Below are 17428 nucleotides of genomic sequence, written 5' to 3' on the forward strand. Positions count from 1 at the left end.
GGGGGTTCTAGTTGGTGGCTTCGGCGGGCTCGGCCTCAACTCGGGCAAGCAGCTCGGCGGGCAGGCCGGCGATGTACGCCTCGGCGTCGAGCGCCGCCGTGCACCCGGAGCCAGCGGCGGTGATCGCCTGGCGGTAGTGATCGTCGATGACGTCACCCGCCGCGAAGACGCCGGGCACCGAGGTGCGCGAGCTGCGGCCATCCACGGCGATCACGCCCTTGTCGGTGAGCTCGAGTTTGCCCTTGACGAGGTCGGTGCGCGGGTCGTTACCGATCGCGACGAACACGCCCGTGACGTCGAACAGCGACTCTTCGCCGGTTTGCGTGTCGCGCAGCTTGAGGCCCGACACGGTCTGCTCGCCGACGAACTCCTCGACGGTCTTGAACGGCAGCCAATCGATCTTCTCGTTCTGGCGCGCGCGCTCGAGCATGATGTTCGACGCACGGAAGTTGTCGGAGCGGTGGATGATCGTGACGCGGTCGGCGAAGCGGGTGAGGAACGTCGCCTCTTCCATCGCCGAGTCGCCGCCGCCGATGACGGCAATGTGCTGCTCCTTGAAGAACGCACCGTCGCAGGTGGCGCACCACGAGATGCCGCGGCCGGCGAGGCGGTCTTCGCTCTCGAGGCCCAGGCGGCGGTACGCCGAGCCGGTCGAGAAGATGACCGTGAGTGCCTCGAAGTCGCCTGAGTAGGCGGTCTTGATGTGCTTGATGTCGCCGTCGAGGTCGACCTCGGTGACGTCGTCGTAGACGAGCTCGGTGCCGAAGCGTTCGGCCTGCTGCTGCAGCTTCGTCATGAGGTCGGGGCCCATGATGCCCTCGGGGAACCCGGGGAAGTTCTCGACGTCGGTCGTGTTCATCAGCTCGCCGCCGACCTCGACGGCCGAGGTGAACATGATGGGCTTGAGACCGGCGCGGGCGACATAGATCGCCGCGGTGTACCCGGCGGGGCCGGATCCGATGATGGCAACGTTTCGCGTGCTCATAGGTGCTCCTGGTTGGTGAGAAATCTTCGGCTTCGCGCCTGTAGCCGACAACGCCTGGCGGCCGCAGCGTATTCCATTGTGCCGCGCGGCGCCACGAGACGGGCTGAGACGTTAGATGAGCGGTTCGTCGTCGCGTTCGACGCGGCGTTCGTACTCTTCGCGGCGCATCTTCGCCTCGTACTGGCGCAGCTCGCGGCGCGAGGGCAGCGAGCGAGTCGAGTTCTGCATCGACGACTGCACGAGCTCGAGTTCGGGGGCGGCCTGCGAGGTCGAGGCGACCGAGCCGCTGAGGTCGGTCTGCACCTCGTCGACGAGGGTGCCGAACTCCTGCGCGAAGCGGTCGGCGCCCGCGGCGCGGCGTGCGTGGCGGTGGAGCTCGTTTGAGTGGCGGCCGCGCACGCCGTCGAGGCGGCGGATGAGCGGGCCAGCGAAGGTTTCGAGTTCGGGCAGGCGCAGCAGCAGTGCGAGGCCAAAGTAGATCGCCGCCATCGCGAAGCCTGCGACGGCGCAGGTGATGAGGGCCGGCATGAGTCCGTCGCGGGCGAAGCCACCGACCGTGTAGCCGCCCATGAGCCACACGAGCAGCAGGCCGACTACGGCCGCGGGCACGGCGAGGCCGACGAACTTGCCAACCGACGTCGCGATATTGCGGCCGTCGATCGAGCCGAGGCGCCGGCGCAAGGCGAGCGACTGAATCACGAAGCGGATGCAGGTGATGAACGACTGCACGAGCACGAGCGAGACCACGATGTGCTCGATCGGCACGAGCCAGGCGACGAGGCCGATGAGCACGAGCTGCAGCGGTGAGGTGTAGGCGTAGAGCAGGAACACGCTCTTCGTGTCTTCGAACGCGTAGAACACGCGCTGCACGTAATAGAGGAGCGAGTAGGCGAGCAGGCCGAGCAGCGCTGCCGACAGCACGAGGGCGAGCGCCTCGAGCCCCTCCTCGCTCGAGTCGAAGATGCGCGCGAATGCGGGCGAGATGATGATGAGCGCGACGGCGCAGAACACCATGAACAGTGCGATCGAGCGGGCGCCGCGCGAGAAGTCGTCGACGACCGAGTCGGTGTCTTTCGCCGCCGCCTTGTGACTCAGCGACGTGAACATCGTCGTCGTGAGCGACACCGTGATGATCGAGTGCGGCAGCATGAAGATCATCCACGCGTTTTGCAGCGCGGCGAGCGAGGCGGCGGTGCCGAACGCGACGTTCGCGCCGAGGGTCTCGATCCAGCCCGTGAGCTGCACGATGATGAGCACGCCAAACGACCAGCCGGCGAGCTTGCCCGCGCGGCCGAGGCCGGTGCCGCGGAAGTGGAAGTCGGGGCGGTAGGCAAAGCCCGCCTTCTTCAGGAACAGGAAGAGCACGAGGGCCTGCACGACGACGCCGAGGGTCGTGCCGCCGCCGAGCATCGCGATCATGTCGGGGGTCCAGTCGGAAATCTCGCGCGCGCCGGTCGCATCCGCCCCGAACACGACGCTGAACAGTGCAAGCACGCCGATCGCAATGACGTTGTTCAGCGCCGGCGCCCACGCGAACGGGGCGAACATGCTGCGGGCGTTGAGGATCTCGGAGAGCACGGCGTAGAGGCCGTAGAAAAAGACCTGCGGGATGCACCAGTACGCGAACGCGATGACGAGGCCGAGCTGTTCGGGGCTCAGCGTGATGCCGTAGATCCACGCGAGCACGGGCGCGCCGATCGTGAGAATCAGCGTGAGCCCGGCGAGGCCCGTGATCGCGAGCGTGAGCAGGCGGTTCACGTAGACCCGGCCGCCGTCTTCGCGTTTCGTCGCGCGGATGATCTGCGGCACGAGCACGGCGTTGAGCAGGCCGCCCGAGATGAGCGCGTAGACGTTCGATGGCAGCGAGTTCGCGTTCGCGAAGGCGTCGGCCGAGGCCGAGCCGACCAGACCGATCGTGCCCGCGAGCACGATCGCCTTGATGAAGCCGAGCACGCGCGACACGAGGGTGCCGGAGGCGAGGATCAGGCTGGTACGGCCGAGAGACGTTGCCATGCTGGTGTGGTGCTACCTAGGAGGTCGGGGACGGGTCGTGCTCAGCAACGCTACCGGAGGCCTCGCGGCGGCGACGGCGCAGCATGCGCCAACTGCCGAAGCCGATGAGCAGCACGACGACGATGCCGACGAGCCAAATCGCGACCGTTTCCATGTCGGCGTTGACGTTGACGACGTACTTGCCGGTGCTCGGCAGCTGCACTGAATCGCCAGCCCAGAGCGTCACGGCGATGCCGCTCGTGCCGTTCGCGATGGCCTCGACGGGAATCTGCGCGCGCGAGACCGAGTTCGGCTCGACCGTGACCGAGGTGACGTCGCCGACACGCAGGTGGCCGGTGGTGGCGCGGGCGCGCACCTCGACCGTGACGGTGCGGTCGGTCGAGTTCGACACGAACACCGGCACCGACGACTCGTGGCCGATGAGCTGCACCTCGCTGCCGGCCTCGACCGTGACACCGTTGTAGGCGCTGGTCGCGTAGGCGGTGTAGCTCGTGACGGTTTCAGGGAAGTCGCCGGCCTCGAAGTGCTGGTTGCTCAGCGCGTTGACGAGGTTGACGCGCAACTCTTCGCGCACATCCTCGGGGTCCTCGTAGAGGTCGACGAGGGTGAGGCCTGTCTCCTCCTGCTGCCGCAGTTGCTCGAAGCGCTGCACGGTCTCGTCGCTGAACTCGCCCGGCGTGGTCTTCACCGCCGGCAGCGAGGCGACGTCGGCGCTCGCGGCGGGCGGGGCGGCCACCCTCGCGACGCCGGCGCCGTCGAGCGCGTCGACCACGGCGGCATAGGCGGTGCCGTTCGTCGCGACGCGGGGCATCGCGACGGTGACTTGCGTGCCGTCCGTGCCCGCGACGAGCGAAAGGGATGCGGTGAGCTCGGCGATCGCGGCGTCGCGCGCCGGGTCGGTCTCGGCCTCGACCGCCGTGGCGAGCAGGTCGCTCAGCGCACTGCTGATCACGAGCGCCTCGGTATCGCCGATGCGCTGCTGGGTGCCCGAGGCGGTCGACCAACCGCTGCCATGCGTGAGCTGGTCGGACTCGACGAGTACCGTGCCGCCGTCGGCGAGCGCGGCAGGGTTAGCCGCCGTCGTGGCGTACGGCCAGACGAGGTCGGCGCGCGTCGCCGAGACCTGCTGCAGCGCCTCGGCATCGGGCGGCGTGGTCGGGTCGTCCTCGGCGGTCGGGGTCGGTGTCGGCGAGTCGGATGCACCGGGCGTCGGCGTCGAGGTCGCGGTCGCGGCCGGCGGCGTGAGCGAGCCGTCGAACTCGTGGTCGTCGGTCGCGAACGCGAAGCTCTCGATCTGCAGCGGCTCGTCGAGGCCCGCCTGCGCCTGCAGCGAGGTGTTGGCGTCGGCAAACTCGAGGGCGAAGCTCGGATTGTCGAGCGACTCGAGCCGCGCGAGCCACGAGGCGGCGCTCTCGGGCACGTCGACGCCGAGGGCGCGGATCGATGCGAGCACGCGCGGGTCGATCGCGAGGGTCGCCTCGGTGCCCTCGACGGCGTCGAGCAGCAGGGTGAGGTCGCCGTCGGCGGCGGTGAGTATCTCGAGGTCGCTCGACGAGATGAGCGCCGTCGTGCCGATCGTCGCGGTGACGGGCACGATCGTCGTGAGGTCGACGGGCTCGTCGTCGCGCTCGCCGGGCAGCAGCACGACGCTGCGCCCTTCGGTGGCGGCGCCGTCGCTGCGGTACTGCGCCGCGATGCCGTGCACCTGCGCCGCGAAGGTCTCGCCGGTCGACACCTCGATGTCGGCCGAGAACTGCAGGCTCACGCTGTCACCTGCGGCCATCGCGCCGACCGACTGCTGGGCGACCGTGACGTCCGACGCCGGGGCGTCGGGGGCGTAGCTGTCGCCGAGCCACGCATCGCGCTCGGTCGTTGTCGTGATGATTTCGTCGTCGAAGGCGATGTCGACTTCGCCCGCGGGTAGCTCATCGGCCGTGCCGTTCGAGACGACGACGGTGCCCGTGAGGGTGAGGATGCCGTCGTCGGCAATGTCGTCGGCCACCTGTTCCGTCGTGAGCGGCGTCGTCGACACGTAGGTGGTTACCTCGTCGGTGACCTGCTCGCCGAAGTCAGTCGTCGCGGTCGCGGCACTCGCGCTTTCGGCGGTCGCCACCAGCGGTGTGGTGACGAGCGCGATGGTCGCCAGGGCGCCCGAGCACAATCGCGCAAACGACCGGCTCGAGGCGCCTCGAGCCNCATCGAACATGCCGCAAGTGTACGAGCGCGACCCTGGCGGCATCGATTCGGCGTGCCGCTGTGGGGCACCTTCCTCGTAAACTGGACCGGTGCAGCACGTCCAGACCGCCCTCCAACGGCTCTCCGAACTTGCCGAGTCGCGCCCGGTCGCGACCCTCTCGGCGGCGTTCGCCGACGCCGGCGTCGAGCTTGCCCTCGTCGGCGGCCCGGTGCGCGACGCGTTCCTCGGGGTCGCCGTGCACGACCTCGACTTTGCGACGAACGCGCGGCCCGAGCGCATCCTCGAAATTGTGCGCCCCATCAGCGAGGCGCACTGGGACATCGGTCGCGAATTCGGCACGATCGGCGCGCGCATCCACGGCGAGCAGGTCGAGATCACGACGTATCGCGCCGACACCTACGACGGCACCTCGCGCAAGCCCGTCGTCGCGTTCGGCGACTCGCTTGAGGGCGATCTGCTGCGCCGCGACTTCACGGTGAACGCCCTCGCGCTCTCGCTGCCCGCCCTCAAGCTCATCGACCCGACGGGGGGCCTCGACGACCTCATGGAGGGCGTTCTGCGCACCCCGATCGAGCCCGAGGTGTCGTTCGGTGACGATCCGTTACGGATGCTTCGGGCCGTGCGTTTCACCTCGCAGCTCGGCTTCTACCTCGACCTCCCCGCGCTCGAGGCGGTTGGCGAGCTGCGTCGGCGCATTCTCGACATCTCGGCCGAGCGCGTGCGCGACGAGCTCGTGAAGCTGCTGTCGACCGCATCCCCGCGCGCGGGCATCGAGCTGCTCGTCGAGAGCGGCCTCGCCGAGCTCGTGCTGCCTGAACTGCCGGCCCTGCAGCTCGAGCGCGACGACGCGCACCAGCACAAGGACGTCTTCGACCACTCGATCAAGGTGCTCGAGAACGCGATCGACCTCGAGCGGGCGGCGCACGAGAGCGACCCCGAGCTGCCCTCGCCTGACGTCGTGCTGCGCTTCGCAGCGCTGCTGCACGACATCGGCAAGCCGAAGACGCGCGAGTTCGCGCCCGGCGGCAAGGTGACGTTCCACGGCCATGACTGGGTCGGCGCGAAGCTGACGAAGAAGCGACTCGGCGCGCTGCGCTTCGACAACGACACGATCAAGCAGGTGGCCCGCCTCGTCGAGTTGCACATGCGGCTCTACAACTACGGCGACGCGGGCTGGACCGACTCGGCCGTGCGCCGCTTCGCGCGCGACGCGGGCCCGCTGCTCGATCGCCTGCTGCGGCTCATACGCGCCGACATCACGACGCGCAACAAGCGCAAGTCCGAACGCCTGCAATTCGGCATCGACAGCCTCGAGGAGCGCCTCGACGAGCTGCGCGAGCAGGAGGCNTTGACGCGATCCGCCCCGACCTCGACGGCGAAGAGATCATGCGCATCCTTGACATCCGGCCGTCGCGCACCGTCGGCGAGGCGCGCAACTTCCTGCTTGAACTGCGCCTCGACGAGGGCCCGCTCGGNGCCGAGGAAGCCGAGCGGCGCCTACGCGCCTGGTGGAGCGAGCGAGAGGCCGAGTAATGACGACGGCAAAGACGCACGTTCGCCGCGGCCTCGCCGTGCGCGAGGCCGTCACGGCATACGGACTGCTCACGCCCGCGCTGCTCGGCGTGCTCGCGTTCTTAATCGTGCCGATCATCATGCTCGTCGTGCTCTCGTTCGCCGACTGGAACGTGCTCTCGCCGATCGAGTTCGTCGGGTTCAAGAACTGGGAGTGGGCGCTGTCGAGCGGCGTCATGTGGCACAGCTTCGGCGTCACGGCCCTGTTCGTCGTGCTCGTCGTGCCGGTGCAGCTCGCGGCTGGACTGCTGCTTGCCGTGCTGCTAGTGCGCAACCTGCCCGGCTCGGCCGTGCTGCGCACGCTGCTCGTGCTGCCGTGGGTGAGCGCGCCCGTCGTGCTCGGCATCGTCTGGCGCTGGCTGCTGCAGTATGGCGGCGTGGCCGACGACCTCCTCGGCGGGAACCTCGGCCTGCTCACCGACGAGCGCTTCGCCCTGCCGACCGTCGCCTTCGTGCAGGCGTGGACGCAGATCGGCTACGTCTCACTCTTCTTCATGTCGGGCCTGAGCAACATCCCAAACGAGATCCTCGAGGCCGCGCGCATCGACGGCGCGAGCGAGTGGCGCATCTTCTGGCGCATCAAGTTTCCGCTGCTCACCCCGACGACGTTCTTCGTGCTCGTCACGGGCGTCATCGCCGCGTTCCAGACCTTCGACCTCGTCTACACGCTCTCACCGAACGGCGGGCCGGGCGGCAGCACCGACCTCATCGCGGCGCGCATCTACCAGCAGGCCGTGCCGCTCTCGAATGTGGGGCAGGCTTCGGTGCTCGCGCTCATTCTCTTCGCGCTGCTCGTGGTCGTGACGCTGATTCAGAACGCCTACTTCTCGCGAAAGACGAACTATGAGCGCTGAGGCGAAGCCGGTCGGGTCGAACCGCGGCGTGCGCGTACTCGGCGCCGTCGGCACCTACGTCGTGCTCATCGGCGCAGCGCTGCTCACGCTCACGCCGTTCCTGCTCGCGATCATGGCCGCGTTCATGGAGCCGCGCCAGCTCGCCTCGCAGGGCGTGAGTCTGCCGATGCCGCCGACGCTCGAGAACTTCACGACGCTCGGCGAACGGCGCGTCGACTTCGGCGAGGCCGCGCTCGTGACCGTCGGCGTTGTGCTGCTCGTCACCGCGGGGCAGCTGCTGTTCTCGGTGATGGCCGCGTTTGCGTTCGCGCGCCTGCGCTTCCCCGGCCGCAACCTGCTGTTCTGGGTGTTCCTCGCAACACTCATGGTGCCGCAGGTCGTCACCGTGATTCCCCTCTACTTCATGATGAGCGAGGCCGGCTTCGGCGGCGAGTTCCTCGGCCTCGTGCTGCCGTTCATGTTCGGCTCGCCGTACGCGGTGTTCCTGTTGCGCGAGCAGTTCCGGCAAATCCCGCAGGAGCTCATCGACGCGATGCGGATGGACGGCGCGGGCACCTGGAGCATCCTCTTTGGTCTCGTCGTGCCGCTGTCGCGCTCGACGATCGTGACGCTGCTGCTCATCACCGTGGTGTCGCACTGGAACAACTTCATGTGGCCGCTCATGATCGGCCAGAACCGCATCCACGTGCTCACGACCGCGACGGCGTCGCTGCAGGAGCAGTACTCGAACAACATCACGCTCGTGATGGCGGCATCGGTGCTCGCGATGCTGCCGCTCATCGTGCTGTTCGTCATCTTTCAGAAGCAGATCGTGCGGTCGATCCGCATCTCCAGCTTCCGCTAGCGCCGCGCGGCTCGTCGCGCAGCAGGGCCGGGCGGCGGCGTCACGCTTCGTCACCAGTTACGTGAGAACGCACACAACCCGCGGTCGCGCGCGGATTCTTGCAAGAATGGTCAAGAAGTATGCGCCGTAATGGATCGGCGCGGCTCGATTTTTGGGAGACGAGAATCATGACCTATCGCCGGATTCTGGCCGGTGCGGCCGCCGTGCTCACGGGAGTGGCGCTGGCTGGCTGCAGCTCGGCCGACGCGGGGAGTGACGGCGACGTCACGCTCACGCTGCGCCTGTGGGACGAAAACGTTGCGACCTCCTATGAGGGCTCGATCGAAGCGTTCGAGGCCGCCAACCCGGGCATCAAGGTTGAACTCAACGTGGTGCCGTGGGACAACTACTTCAACACCCTGCGCAACGAGGTCGGCGGCGGCGCTGGCGACGACCTGTTCTGGATCAACGGCGCGAGCGTCGGCGACTACATCGACAACGGCAACCTCGTGAACATCACCGAGACCCTCGGTGCAGACGCGATCTCGGGCTGGGAAGAGTCGGTCGTCGAGCAGTACTCGACAGACGGCCAGCTCTGGGGCGTGCCCCAACTCACCGACGGCGGCTCGGCGTTCTACGTGAACGAAGACCTCCTCGATGAGGCCGGTGTCACGGCGCAGGAGCTCTCCAACGCGACCTGGAGCCCGAACGCCGACGACGACACCCTGCTGCCGCTGCTGCAGAAGCTGACCATCGACAAGAACGGCAACAACGCCGCCTCGGCCGACTTCGACCCCGACAACGTGGCCACCTACGGCCTCAACGCCGCGGCCGAGCTCCAGAACATCCAGCTCAACTTCATCTACTCGAACGGCGGCACGTACCAGGACGACGAGGGCAACCTCACGTTCACGAACGAGAAGACGGTCGAGGCCTACCAGTACCTCGTTGACCTCATCAACGAGTACCACGTGGCCCCGCCCGCCGAAGCGACGAACGGTAACGGCGACTACACGCGTGACGAGTTCCTCCAGGGCAACATCGCCGTGTTCGAGTCGGGCACCTACAACCTGGCGAACGTGCAGAGCGGCGCCGAGTTTAACTGGTCGCTCACCGAGATCGCCGCTGGTCCCGACGGGAAGCGCACGACCTCCCCGGGCATCATCGTCGCGGGCAACGCGAACTCGGAACACCCCGAAGAGCAGCAGGTACTGCTCGAGTGGCTCGGCTCAGCCGAGGGCGCGGAGTACATCGGGGCCGAGGGTGCCGCGGTGCCCGCGGTGACCGATGCGCGCGCCGCCTACGACGAGTACTGGGCCGGCCAGGACGTCGACACGACGCCCTTCTTCAGCGTGCTCGAGGGCACCGAGCCCGGTCAGCCCGTGATCGGCGCGAACTTCAACGCGCAGGCCGAGGCCTTCACGCCCATCCTCAACGACGTCTTCACTGGCGCGACGCCGGTCGAGGAGGGCCTGCAGCAGGCCGAGGATGCCGCGAACGCGGTGTCGTAGCTCCACGCAATAACAACGGCGGGCGGGTGACCATTTCTGGTCACCCGCCCGCCGTCGTTTGCGTTAAAGGCCGAGCGAGCTGTCGTAGCTGATCACCTGGTCGAAGACGAACCACGCGCCGGTGAAGATCGGCAGGATCAGGCAGAAAATGAACCCGACGCCACCAAGAATGAGCCCCGCGATCGCGAGGCCGCGATTGCCCCGGTAGCGCTGCGCCGCGACGCCAGCGATGCCGAAGCCCACCGCGGCGAGCGCCGGGAGCATCCCGAACCAACCGAGGAATGGCACCCAGCTCACCCCGATGGCGATGATGCCGCAGATGAGCGCGACGAGGCCCATCACATTGAACTCTCCCGTCGGCTGCGGCGGCAGCGGCCCGGATGCAGAGGCTGGGTACGGCTGCTGGTACGGCTGCTGGGGTGGTTGCTGCGCGAAGGGGTTCGGCTGCTCGTACGGGTTTTCCGGGGGATTCGTCATGCTCGATCTCTCCTACGCTCGCGGTGTCGCCTCCATGCTGACAGAACCGGGCTGATGCGGCATCGCGCGCGCGAGTGAATCCGGCACTGGCGCGGTGGCCCCGAGTGCGCATAAGATATGGAGGTTGCGTGGCCGAATCCACTGGCCGCAATTCACAGTGCCGGGCAACCGGCACGATGCAGAACCCTCCTGCTGCAGACCGTCTGCAGCCGTTCGAGACCAAAGGAGGTGGGTTAATCGTGCATCAGTATGAACTCATGGTGATCATTTCGCCAGAAATCGACGAGCGCACCGTCGCCACCAGCCTCGACAAGTTCCTCGCAGTCATCACCAAGGACGGCGGAACCATCGAGAACACCGACATCTGGGGCAAGCGCAAGCTCGCATACGAGATCGAGAAGAAGTCGGAAGGCATTTACGCCGTCGTGAACTTCACCGCGACCTCGGCAACCGCACAGGAGCTCGACCGCCAGCTGCGCCTTTCCGAGGCCGTGCTGCGCACCAAGGTCCTGCGCGCGGACGAGGCATCGTTCCGTCTCAGCAACGCGAAGTCGGAAGACGACGCGGCCGAGGCCAAGTAAGTCACACAAGTCAAACCCCAACACCGCACACGTAACGTAGCGAATCACCGGGACAAGTAGGGAGCGCGAAATGGCAGGCGACACGATCATTACCGTGGTGGGCAACCTCACCGCCGACCCCGAACTGCGCTACACCCCCCAGGGTGTGGCCGTAGCGAACTTCACCATCGCATCGACACCGCGCACGTTCGACCGTCAGTCGAACGAGTGGAAGGACGGCGAGGCGCTGTTCCTGCGAGCATCCGTGTGGCGCGACTACGCCGAGCACGTTGCCTCGAGCCTCACCAAGGGCCAGCGCGTCATTGCGCAGGGCAGGCTGAAGCAGCGTTCGTACGAAACCCGCGAGGGCGAGAAGCGAACGACTGTTGAGCTCGAGATTGACGAGATCGGCCCGTCGCTGCGGTACGCGACCGCTCAGGTGCAGCGCACCTCGGGTGGTCAGGGCGGCCAGGGCGGCAACTTCGGTGGCGGACAGCAGCGTTCTGTGCAGCAGAACGAGCGTCCGCAGGCCGAGCAGCCCTGGGGCAACAGCGCACCCCGTCAGCAACCGCAGCAGGACTACTCGTCCAGCGGCTCGGGTGGCTGGGCAACGCCGGGCGCCGGTGGTGGGTACGACGAAGAGCCGCCGTTCTAAACCGGCAGCTCTCACCGCACATCACTTTTTCGTAGATTTCAGAAAGAGCATTTCTCATGGCTGGAAAGTCGAGCGGCAACCGCCGCAACGCTCACCGGGGCAAGGGTAAGCCTGTCGCTCCGGCGAAGAGCATCAAGGTCGGCGTCATTGACTACAAGGACGTCAACACTCTCCGCAAGTTCATCTCAGAGCGTGGAAAGATCCGCGCCCGTCGTATCACCGGTGTTTCGGTGCAGGAGCAGCGCCTCATCGCTCGCGCGGTGAAGAACGCCCGCGAGATGGCGCTCCTGCCCTACGCAGGCTCGGGCCGCTAAGGAGTTCACGCATGGCTAAGGTAATTCTCACGCAGGAAGTCACCGGGCTCGGCTCGGCTGGCGATGTCGTCGAGGTGAAGAACGGCTTTGCCCGTAACTACCTCGTTCCCAAGGGCTACGCCGTCAACTGGACTCGCGGTGGCGAGTCGCAGGTCGAGCAGATCCAGAAGGCGCGCGAGACCCGCGCGATCAAGTCGGTCGAGGAGGCCCAGGCGCTCAAGCAGAGCCTCGAGGCCGCCCTCATTCGCGTACACGTGAAGTCGGGCGCCGAAGGCCGCCTGTTCGGCTCGGTGCGCACCGCCGACGTCGCCGACGCGGTCGAGGCCCAGGGGCTCGGCTCGATCGACAAGCGCAAGGTCGTCTTCCCGACGCAGATCAAGCAGGTCGGCACCCATGAGGCCCTCGTTCGTCTCCACGACGACGTGACGGCAACCCTCAAGGTGCAGGTCATCGCTGCCCGCTAGGGCACCCACGCACAAGACGCCGTGTCACCAGGGTGGTTTTCCACCCGGTGGCGCGGCGTTTTGTCGTGCGAACGACGGCCGTTCACGGGCGTTGCCCACACCACACCTGTGGATACTTTTGCAAGTCGACAACCTTCAAGCTGTGGTTTAGATGGCTTGTTATCCACCGGGTGTGAACGAACAAAACACCAGATCAGCGTCGTAATCACGAAACTCTCCACCCGAGTTCTCCACAGTTATCCACACTGTCGTGCACATTCGCACGGCGCGTCGTCCACCAACGCTCCACAAGTTATCCACAGGCAGCTTGGTGGGTGGTGTTGGGGCACTCTGGGGAGCACTAGGGTGAATCATCGTCGCTGCGTACCGGCACCTCCGTGTCGGAGGCTCGCGATACAACGGCTGTGGAAAGGACGCGAATGACTCTCACGCATCTCGGTACTGAAGGCCGCGAATCGAGCCGGGCGGCGCAGGACGGCCCCCGCACCCCGCCGCACGACCTGCTCGCCGAGCAGTCGGCCCTCGGCGGCATGATGCTCTCGAAGGATGCCGTTGCTGACGTCGTTGAGAGCGTCCGCGGCATCGACTTCTACATTCCGAAGCACGAGATCATCTTCGACGCCCTTCAGACGCTCTACGCGGCTGGCGAGCCCACCGACGTCATCGCGGTGACCGACCAGCTCACGAAGACGGGCGACCTCCAGCGTGCTGGCGGCGCCGACTACCTGCACACGCTCGTCGGACTCGTGCCGACCGCCGCGAACGCCGGCTACTACGCCGAGATCGTCGCCGAGCGCGCCGTGCTGCGCCGCCTCGTCGAGGCAGGCACCCGCATCGTGCAGATCGGCTACGGCGCCGAGGGCGAGGTCGTCGAGCTCGTCAACCAGGCGCAGGCCGAGATCTACGCCGTCACCGGCGGCGTCGAGACCGAAGACTATGTGCCGCTCAGCGAGGCCCTCAAGGTCGCGCAGGACGACATTGACGCGGCTGCGAACCGCGACGGCGAGCTCACTGGTGTGCCCACGGGCTTCCGCGACCTCGACGGCCTCACGAACGGCCTCCACGCCGGCCAGATGATCATCGTCGCCGCCCGACCCGGTATGGGTAAGTCGACGCTCGCGCTCGACTTCTGCCGCTACGCGTCGATCCACGCGAACATGCCGTCGATCTTCTTCTCGCTCGAGATGAGCCGCTCCGAGATCGCCATGCGCCTGCTCTCGGCCGAGGCGAGCGTCAAGCTGCAGCACATGCGCACCGGCAAGGTGTCCGACGAAGACTGGCAGAAAATCGCCCGCACACAGGGCGACATCGCCGAGGCCCCGCTCTACATCGACGACTCGCCGAACATGACCCTCGTCGAGATCCGCGCGAAGTGCCGCCGCCTCAAGCAGAAGCACGGCCTCAAGCTCATCGTCATCGACTACCTCCAGCTCATGACCTCGGGTAAGCGCGTCGAGTCGCGTCAGCAAGAGGTCTCGGAGTTCTCGCGTGCGCTCAAGCTGCTCGCGAAGGAGCTCGAGTGTCCGGTCATCGCCCTCTCGCAGCTCAACCGAAACTCCGAGCAGCGCGCCGACAAGAAGCCCGCCATTAGCGACCTTCGTGAGTCGGGCTCGCTCGAGCAGGACGCCGACATGGTCATCCTTCTGCACCGCGAGGGTGCCTACGAGAAAGACCACCCCCGCGCCTCCGAGGCCGACTTCATCGTGGCGAAGCACCGTAACGGCCCCACCGACACCGTCACGGTGCTCTTCCAGGGTCACCTCTCGCGCTTCGTCGACTACGCGCCGGGCATGGCCCCGGCCCCCGCGATGGGCTAGCTCTCCACCCCGCAGCCGCTCGACCGCGTCGAGTAGCAGCTCGAGGCCGAGGATGCCCGCATTGGGGAGTCCTCGGCCTCGGCGTAGTGCCCCGCGAGTTCGGCCATGCGCGGCACGGTGCTGAAGTCCATCCAGCTCATGAGCTCTTCCGCGTCGTCCTCGACTCCGACCTGGGCGAGCACGACCTCCTGCAACGCGAAGCGGCTACAGCTTGATGCGCTCGTGGAATTCTGTGATGAACTCCGCCCGCTCGGCCGGGGCTGGCTCGAGCAGGTGCTGCGCGAAGAACTCGGCGACCTCGTCGCGGGCTGAGAGGGGCAGCACGCCGGCGACGTACTGATCGGGGCGCACGATCACGATCGCGCCGTCGCGTGAAACCTCGCGCTCGCGGTGGATGTCGCGGCCGTGGCCCGTCGCGAAGATCTGGTTGATGTCCTCGAGCCCGAACGGCACCTTGAGCGGCTTGAACGCGTTTGGCACGTCCTTCGGGTCGAACTCGGTGTACTCCTGCTGGTAGATCACCTTCGTGTCGAATACCGCGTCGTCGTCGCCATCGCCGGGCGTGTAACGCACGCGCGGCGAGGCCGCGTCGTTCGCCCACCAGTTCGCGAAGTCGGCGGTCGGGGTGCCCTCGAGCGCCGGCGCGGCCGAGTCGGCGAACACGTAGACGCGCCAGCGGCCGTCGGCCTCGTGCAGGTGCCCGAGGTGCTGCCAGCGGTTGTCGGCGCGGCGAATCACCTCGGCCGACTTGAAGCGCTTGCCGATGGGGAAGCCGGCGGCGAGCGCCTGGTGCTCGGCGTCGAGGGTGATGATCGACGGCGCGTACTCGGTCATGAACCCCGCGGGGAACTCCATTGTGTTGACGTAGTAGCGCTCGAGCTCGGCCGGGTCCTCCCACTCGTCGACCGGGCGGGCCATCATCGTCGACCATTCCTTGTCGAAGTCGATGAGGTTCTGNTCCTTGCGCTCGGAGGCGTAGGTCGACAGCAATGCCTCGGGGGAGCGGCCCTCGAGCACGGCGGCGAGCTTCCAACCAAGGTTGAAGCCGTCCTGAATCGACACGTTCATGCCCTGGCCGGCCTTCGCCGAGTGGGTGTGGCAGGCGTCACCCATGATGAAGGCGTGCGGCGTGCGGGTGTCGATGTGCTCGGCAGGCACGTCGTCGAAGCCGTTCGTGATGCGGTGGGCGACCTCGTAGACCGACCACCAGGTGACGGCGCGCACGTCGAGCGTGAAGGGGGCGAGGATGCGGTTGGCCCGCTCGATCATCGCCTCGAGCGGGGTCGCGCGCACGGCGCCCGCGTCGTGCTCCTCAACCACGCCGAGGTCGACGTAAAGACGTGAGAGGTAGCCGCCCTCGCGGGGGATGAGCAGGATGTTGCCCGCGTCGTGCGACTGGATCGAACACTTCACCTGGAAGTCGGGGAAGTCGGTGTTCGCCATGACGTCCATGACGCCCCAGGCGTGCATCGACGCGTCGCCCTGGAGACGGTGGCCGAGCGCCGAGCGCACCGAGCTGCGGGCGCCGTCGCCGCCGACGAGGTACTTCGCGCGCACCGTGCGCTCCTCGCCCACGCGCGGGCCGGCGGTGTAGCGCACGCGCGCCGTGACGGCGTACTCGGCCCCGGGGTCGATCGTGCAGTCGAGGAACTCGATGCCGTAGTCGGGTTCGATGCGGCCGGGCGCCCGCTGTGCGTCGCGGAGGAAGTAGTCGAGGATGCGCGACTGGTTCACGTAGATGTGCGGGAACTCGCTGATGCCGCTCGCATCGTCAGGGTCGCGCGAGACGCGCTCGATCTTCGAGGGGTCGTCCTTCGACGGCTTCCACCAGCACATCTCGACGTTGCGGTACGCCTCGGCGATGACTTCGTCGGCGAAGCCGAAGGCCTGGAACGTCTCGACCGAGCGGGCCTGGATGCCGTCGGCCTGGCCGACCTCGAGGCGGCCGGGGCGGCGTTCGATCGCGCGCGCGTTGATGGATGGGAAGCGCGAGAGCTGGGCGGTGACGGCGACCGCAGCGGGGCCGGTGCCGACGATCAGGACGTCCATCTCGTCGGGAAGTTCGGTGGGCCGGTCGACGCCGTATCCGGCGGCGGGGCGGACTCGCGGGTCGCCCGATTCATAGCCTCGGTAGTGGATCTGCATCGGTGGAGCTCCTTTGTGGCGGCGTTGCCAATGTGCGGGCCAGTGTCTCGCTATTTGCGACACTGTCGTAAATATAGAACAATGCTATGCAGAGACCGGTGTGGTCGCAAGAGTTCGAAGGAGTGCGCCGTGGCGAATGAGGCAACGACGCGGGGGTCCCAGACGCTGGCCCGCGGCCTGCGAGCGCTCGAGATCATCGGTGATTCGCCGAGGCCGATGACGGTCGCGCAGCTCGCCGAGGCGATCGGCATCCACCGCTCGATGGCCTACCGCCTGCTCGCGACGCTCGAGACGCACGGATTTGCTGCCCGCACGGCGGCCGGCGAGATCGAGCTCGGCGCCCGGCTCGTCGCGCTTGCCCGTGGAGTCGCCCGCGACCTCCAGGCTGCGGCGGCACCCGTGCTTGACGGCGTCGCCGACGAGCTGCAGCTCACCACGTTCCTCGTCACCCACGACGGCGAGGAGGCGGTCACGCTGCTCAGCGCGCAGCCCCGCGACCTCGATGCCATGGTCGTGCAGCGCCCGGGCAGTCGCCACTCCGTCGACGTCGGCGCCCCCGGCCGGGTCATCCGCTCGCAACTCGACCCCGTGGCGTACCCGCCGGCCCGCTTCGAGCTGAGCCACGAGGAAGTCATCGACGGGCTCAACTCGATCGCGGTGCCGATCGCCCTGCCGCAGGGACGCCCGGCAGCGCTCGCGGCCCTGTTCGTCGCCCGCCCGATCGACCAGGAGGCCATCGTCGAACGGCTCGTCACCGCCGCCCGGCACATTGCCGAACGGGTGCGGTGACGAGCCGTTCCGATGGTGTCGCGACTTAGGCGACGTCGCGCAGCTGCCCCTTCGCGAGGCGCAGTCGGCGACGCGCGCGCTTCGCGACCGCCGAGTCGTGGGTCACGACGACGAGGGTGAGCCCCTCGGCGTTGAGTTCCTCGAGCACCTGCAGAATGTCGTCGCGCATCCGCTCGTCGAGGTTGCCGGTCGGCTCGTCGGCGAGCAGCACGCGGGGCTGCTTCGCAATCGCGCGGGCGATCGCGACGCGCT

At 67.4% G+C, this 17428-nt stretch carries 15 protein-coding genes and 2 pseudogenes; 10 read left to right on the forward strand and 7 right to left on the reverse strand.

Annotated features, from left to right (window positions below):
- Window positions 1-7: 7 nt before the first annotated feature.
- From trxB to ID132_RS14000, 3 genes are all read right to left on the reverse strand, one after another.
- Window positions 8-985 (reverse strand): thioredoxin-disulfide reductase, encoded by a 978-nt coding sequence (trxB, locus tag ID132_RS09680; RefSeq protein WP_125106551.1) that lies wholly within the window; start codon window positions 983-985, stop codon window positions 8-10.
- Window positions 986-1096: 111 nt separating this feature from the next.
- Complete coding sequence (gene murJ, locus ID132_RS09685; RefSeq protein WP_193128483.1) at window positions 1097-2998, reverse strand: murein biosynthesis integral membrane protein MurJ; 1902 nt, start codon at window positions 2996-2998, stop codon at window positions 1097-1099.
- Window positions 2999-3014: 16 nt separating this feature from the next.
- Entirely contained in the window at window positions 3015-5237 is a 2223-nt protein-coding gene (locus ID132_RS14000; protein WP_459562471.1) for a DUF6049 family protein, read from the reverse strand.
- 46 nt (window positions 5238-5283) lie between these two features.
- Here ID132_RS14000 and ID132_RS09695 point away from each other — a divergent pair.
- The 4 genes and pseudogenes from ID132_RS09695 (at window position 5284) to ID132_RS09710 (ending at window position 9955) form a co-directional block, all read left to right on the forward strand.
- A pseudogene (locus ID132_RS09695) lies at window positions 5284-6728 on the forward strand (CCA tRNA nucleotidyltransferase).
- The gene (locus ID132_RS09700) at window positions 6728-7621 is read left to right on the forward strand and encodes a carbohydrate ABC transporter permease (RefSeq protein WP_125106554.1); all 894 of its coding nucleotides are present in this window, start codon (window positions 6728-6730) and stop codon (window positions 7619-7621) included. The pseudogene ID132_RS09695 and the gene ID132_RS09700 overlap by 1 nt, the downstream one beginning before the upstream one ends.
- On the forward strand, window positions 7611-8465 hold the full coding sequence (locus ID132_RS09705; protein WP_193128485.1) for a carbohydrate ABC transporter permease: 855 nt from the start codon (window positions 7611-7613) through the stop codon (window positions 8463-8465). The genes ID132_RS09700 and ID132_RS09705 overlap by 11 nt, the downstream gene beginning before the upstream one ends.
- 167 nt (window positions 8466-8632) lie before the next feature.
- Entirely contained in the window at window positions 8633-9955 is a 1323-nt protein-coding gene (locus ID132_RS09710; RefSeq protein WP_193128486.1) for an ABC transporter substrate-binding protein, read from the forward strand.
- A 63-nt stretch (window positions 9956-10018) separates the two neighbouring features.
- Here ID132_RS09710 and ID132_RS09715 read toward each other — a convergent pair whose 3' ends face one another.
- On the reverse strand, window positions 10019-10432 hold the full coding sequence (locus ID132_RS09715) for a DUF4190 domain-containing protein (protein ID WP_193128487.1): 414 nt from the start codon (window positions 10430-10432) through the stop codon (window positions 10019-10021).
- Between the two features lie 236 nt (window positions 10433-10668).
- Between ID132_RS09715 and rpsF the strand changes: the two genes are divergently transcribed.
- The 5 genes from rpsF to dnaB all read left to right on the forward strand — a co-directional run bounded on the left by rpsF (window position 10669) and on the right by dnaB (window position 14242).
- Window positions 10669-11013 (forward strand): 30S ribosomal protein S6, encoded by a 345-nt coding sequence (gene rpsF / locus ID132_RS09720; protein WP_125107415.1) that lies wholly within the window; start codon window positions 10669-10671, stop codon window positions 11011-11013.
- A 70-nt stretch (window positions 11014-11083) separates the two neighbouring features.
- Window positions 11084-11647, forward strand: a complete 564-nt coding sequence (locus ID132_RS09725) for a single-stranded DNA-binding protein (protein ID WP_125106559.1) — start codon at window positions 11084-11086, stop codon at window positions 11645-11647.
- 56 nt (window positions 11648-11703) lie between these two features.
- Window positions 11704-11961, forward strand: a complete 258-nt coding sequence (gene rpsR / locus ID132_RS09730) for a 30S ribosomal protein S18 (protein WP_019618109.1) — start codon at window positions 11704-11706, stop codon at window positions 11959-11961.
- Window positions 11962-11972: 11 nt separating this feature from the next.
- Window positions 11973-12425 (forward strand): 50S ribosomal protein L9, encoded by a 453-nt coding sequence (rplI, locus tag ID132_RS09735; RefSeq protein ID WP_125106560.1) that lies wholly within the window; start codon window positions 11973-11975, stop codon window positions 12423-12425.
- Between the two features lie 419 nt (window positions 12426-12844).
- Window positions 12845-14242, forward strand: coding sequence for a replicative DNA helicase (gene dnaB, locus ID132_RS09740; RefSeq protein WP_193128488.1), 1398 nt, complete (start codon window positions 12845-12847; stop codon window positions 14240-14242).
- On the opposite strand, the gene ID132_RS09745 is transcribed toward dnaB, so the two are convergent.
- Window positions 14239-14424, reverse strand: coding sequence for a hypothetical protein (locus ID132_RS09745; RefSeq protein WP_193128489.1), 186 nt, complete (start codon window positions 14422-14424; stop codon window positions 14239-14241). The two genes, dnaB and ID132_RS09745, sit on opposite strands and share 4 nt — an antisense overlap.
- Window positions 14425-14446: 22 nt before the next feature.
- A complete protein-coding gene (locus ID132_RS09750) occupies window positions 14447-16387 on the reverse strand; it encodes an FAD-dependent monooxygenase (RefSeq protein ID WP_193128490.1) in 1941 nt (646 codons plus the stop codon).
- A 129-nt stretch (window positions 16388-16516) separates the two neighbouring features.
- Here ID132_RS09750 and ID132_RS09755 point away from each other — a divergent pair, with 129 nt between their 5' ends.
- Window positions 16517-17176: an IclR family transcriptional regulator gene (locus ID132_RS09755; RefSeq protein ID WP_328744138.1), complete on the forward strand. Its 660-nt coding sequence runs from the start codon at window positions 16517-16519 to the stop codon at window positions 17174-17176.
- 25 nt (window positions 17177-17201) lie between these two features.
- Here ID132_RS09755 and ID132_RS09760 read toward each other — a convergent pair.
- Window positions 17202-17428 (reverse strand): annotated as a pseudogene (locus ID132_RS09760) (ABC transporter ATP-binding protein); the annotation flags it as partial.

Source organism: Gulosibacter sediminis (assembly GCF_014904065.1).
In the GTDB taxonomy this organism is placed as follows: domain Bacteria; phylum Actinomycetota; class Actinomycetes; order Actinomycetales; family Microbacteriaceae; genus Gulosibacter; species Gulosibacter sediminis.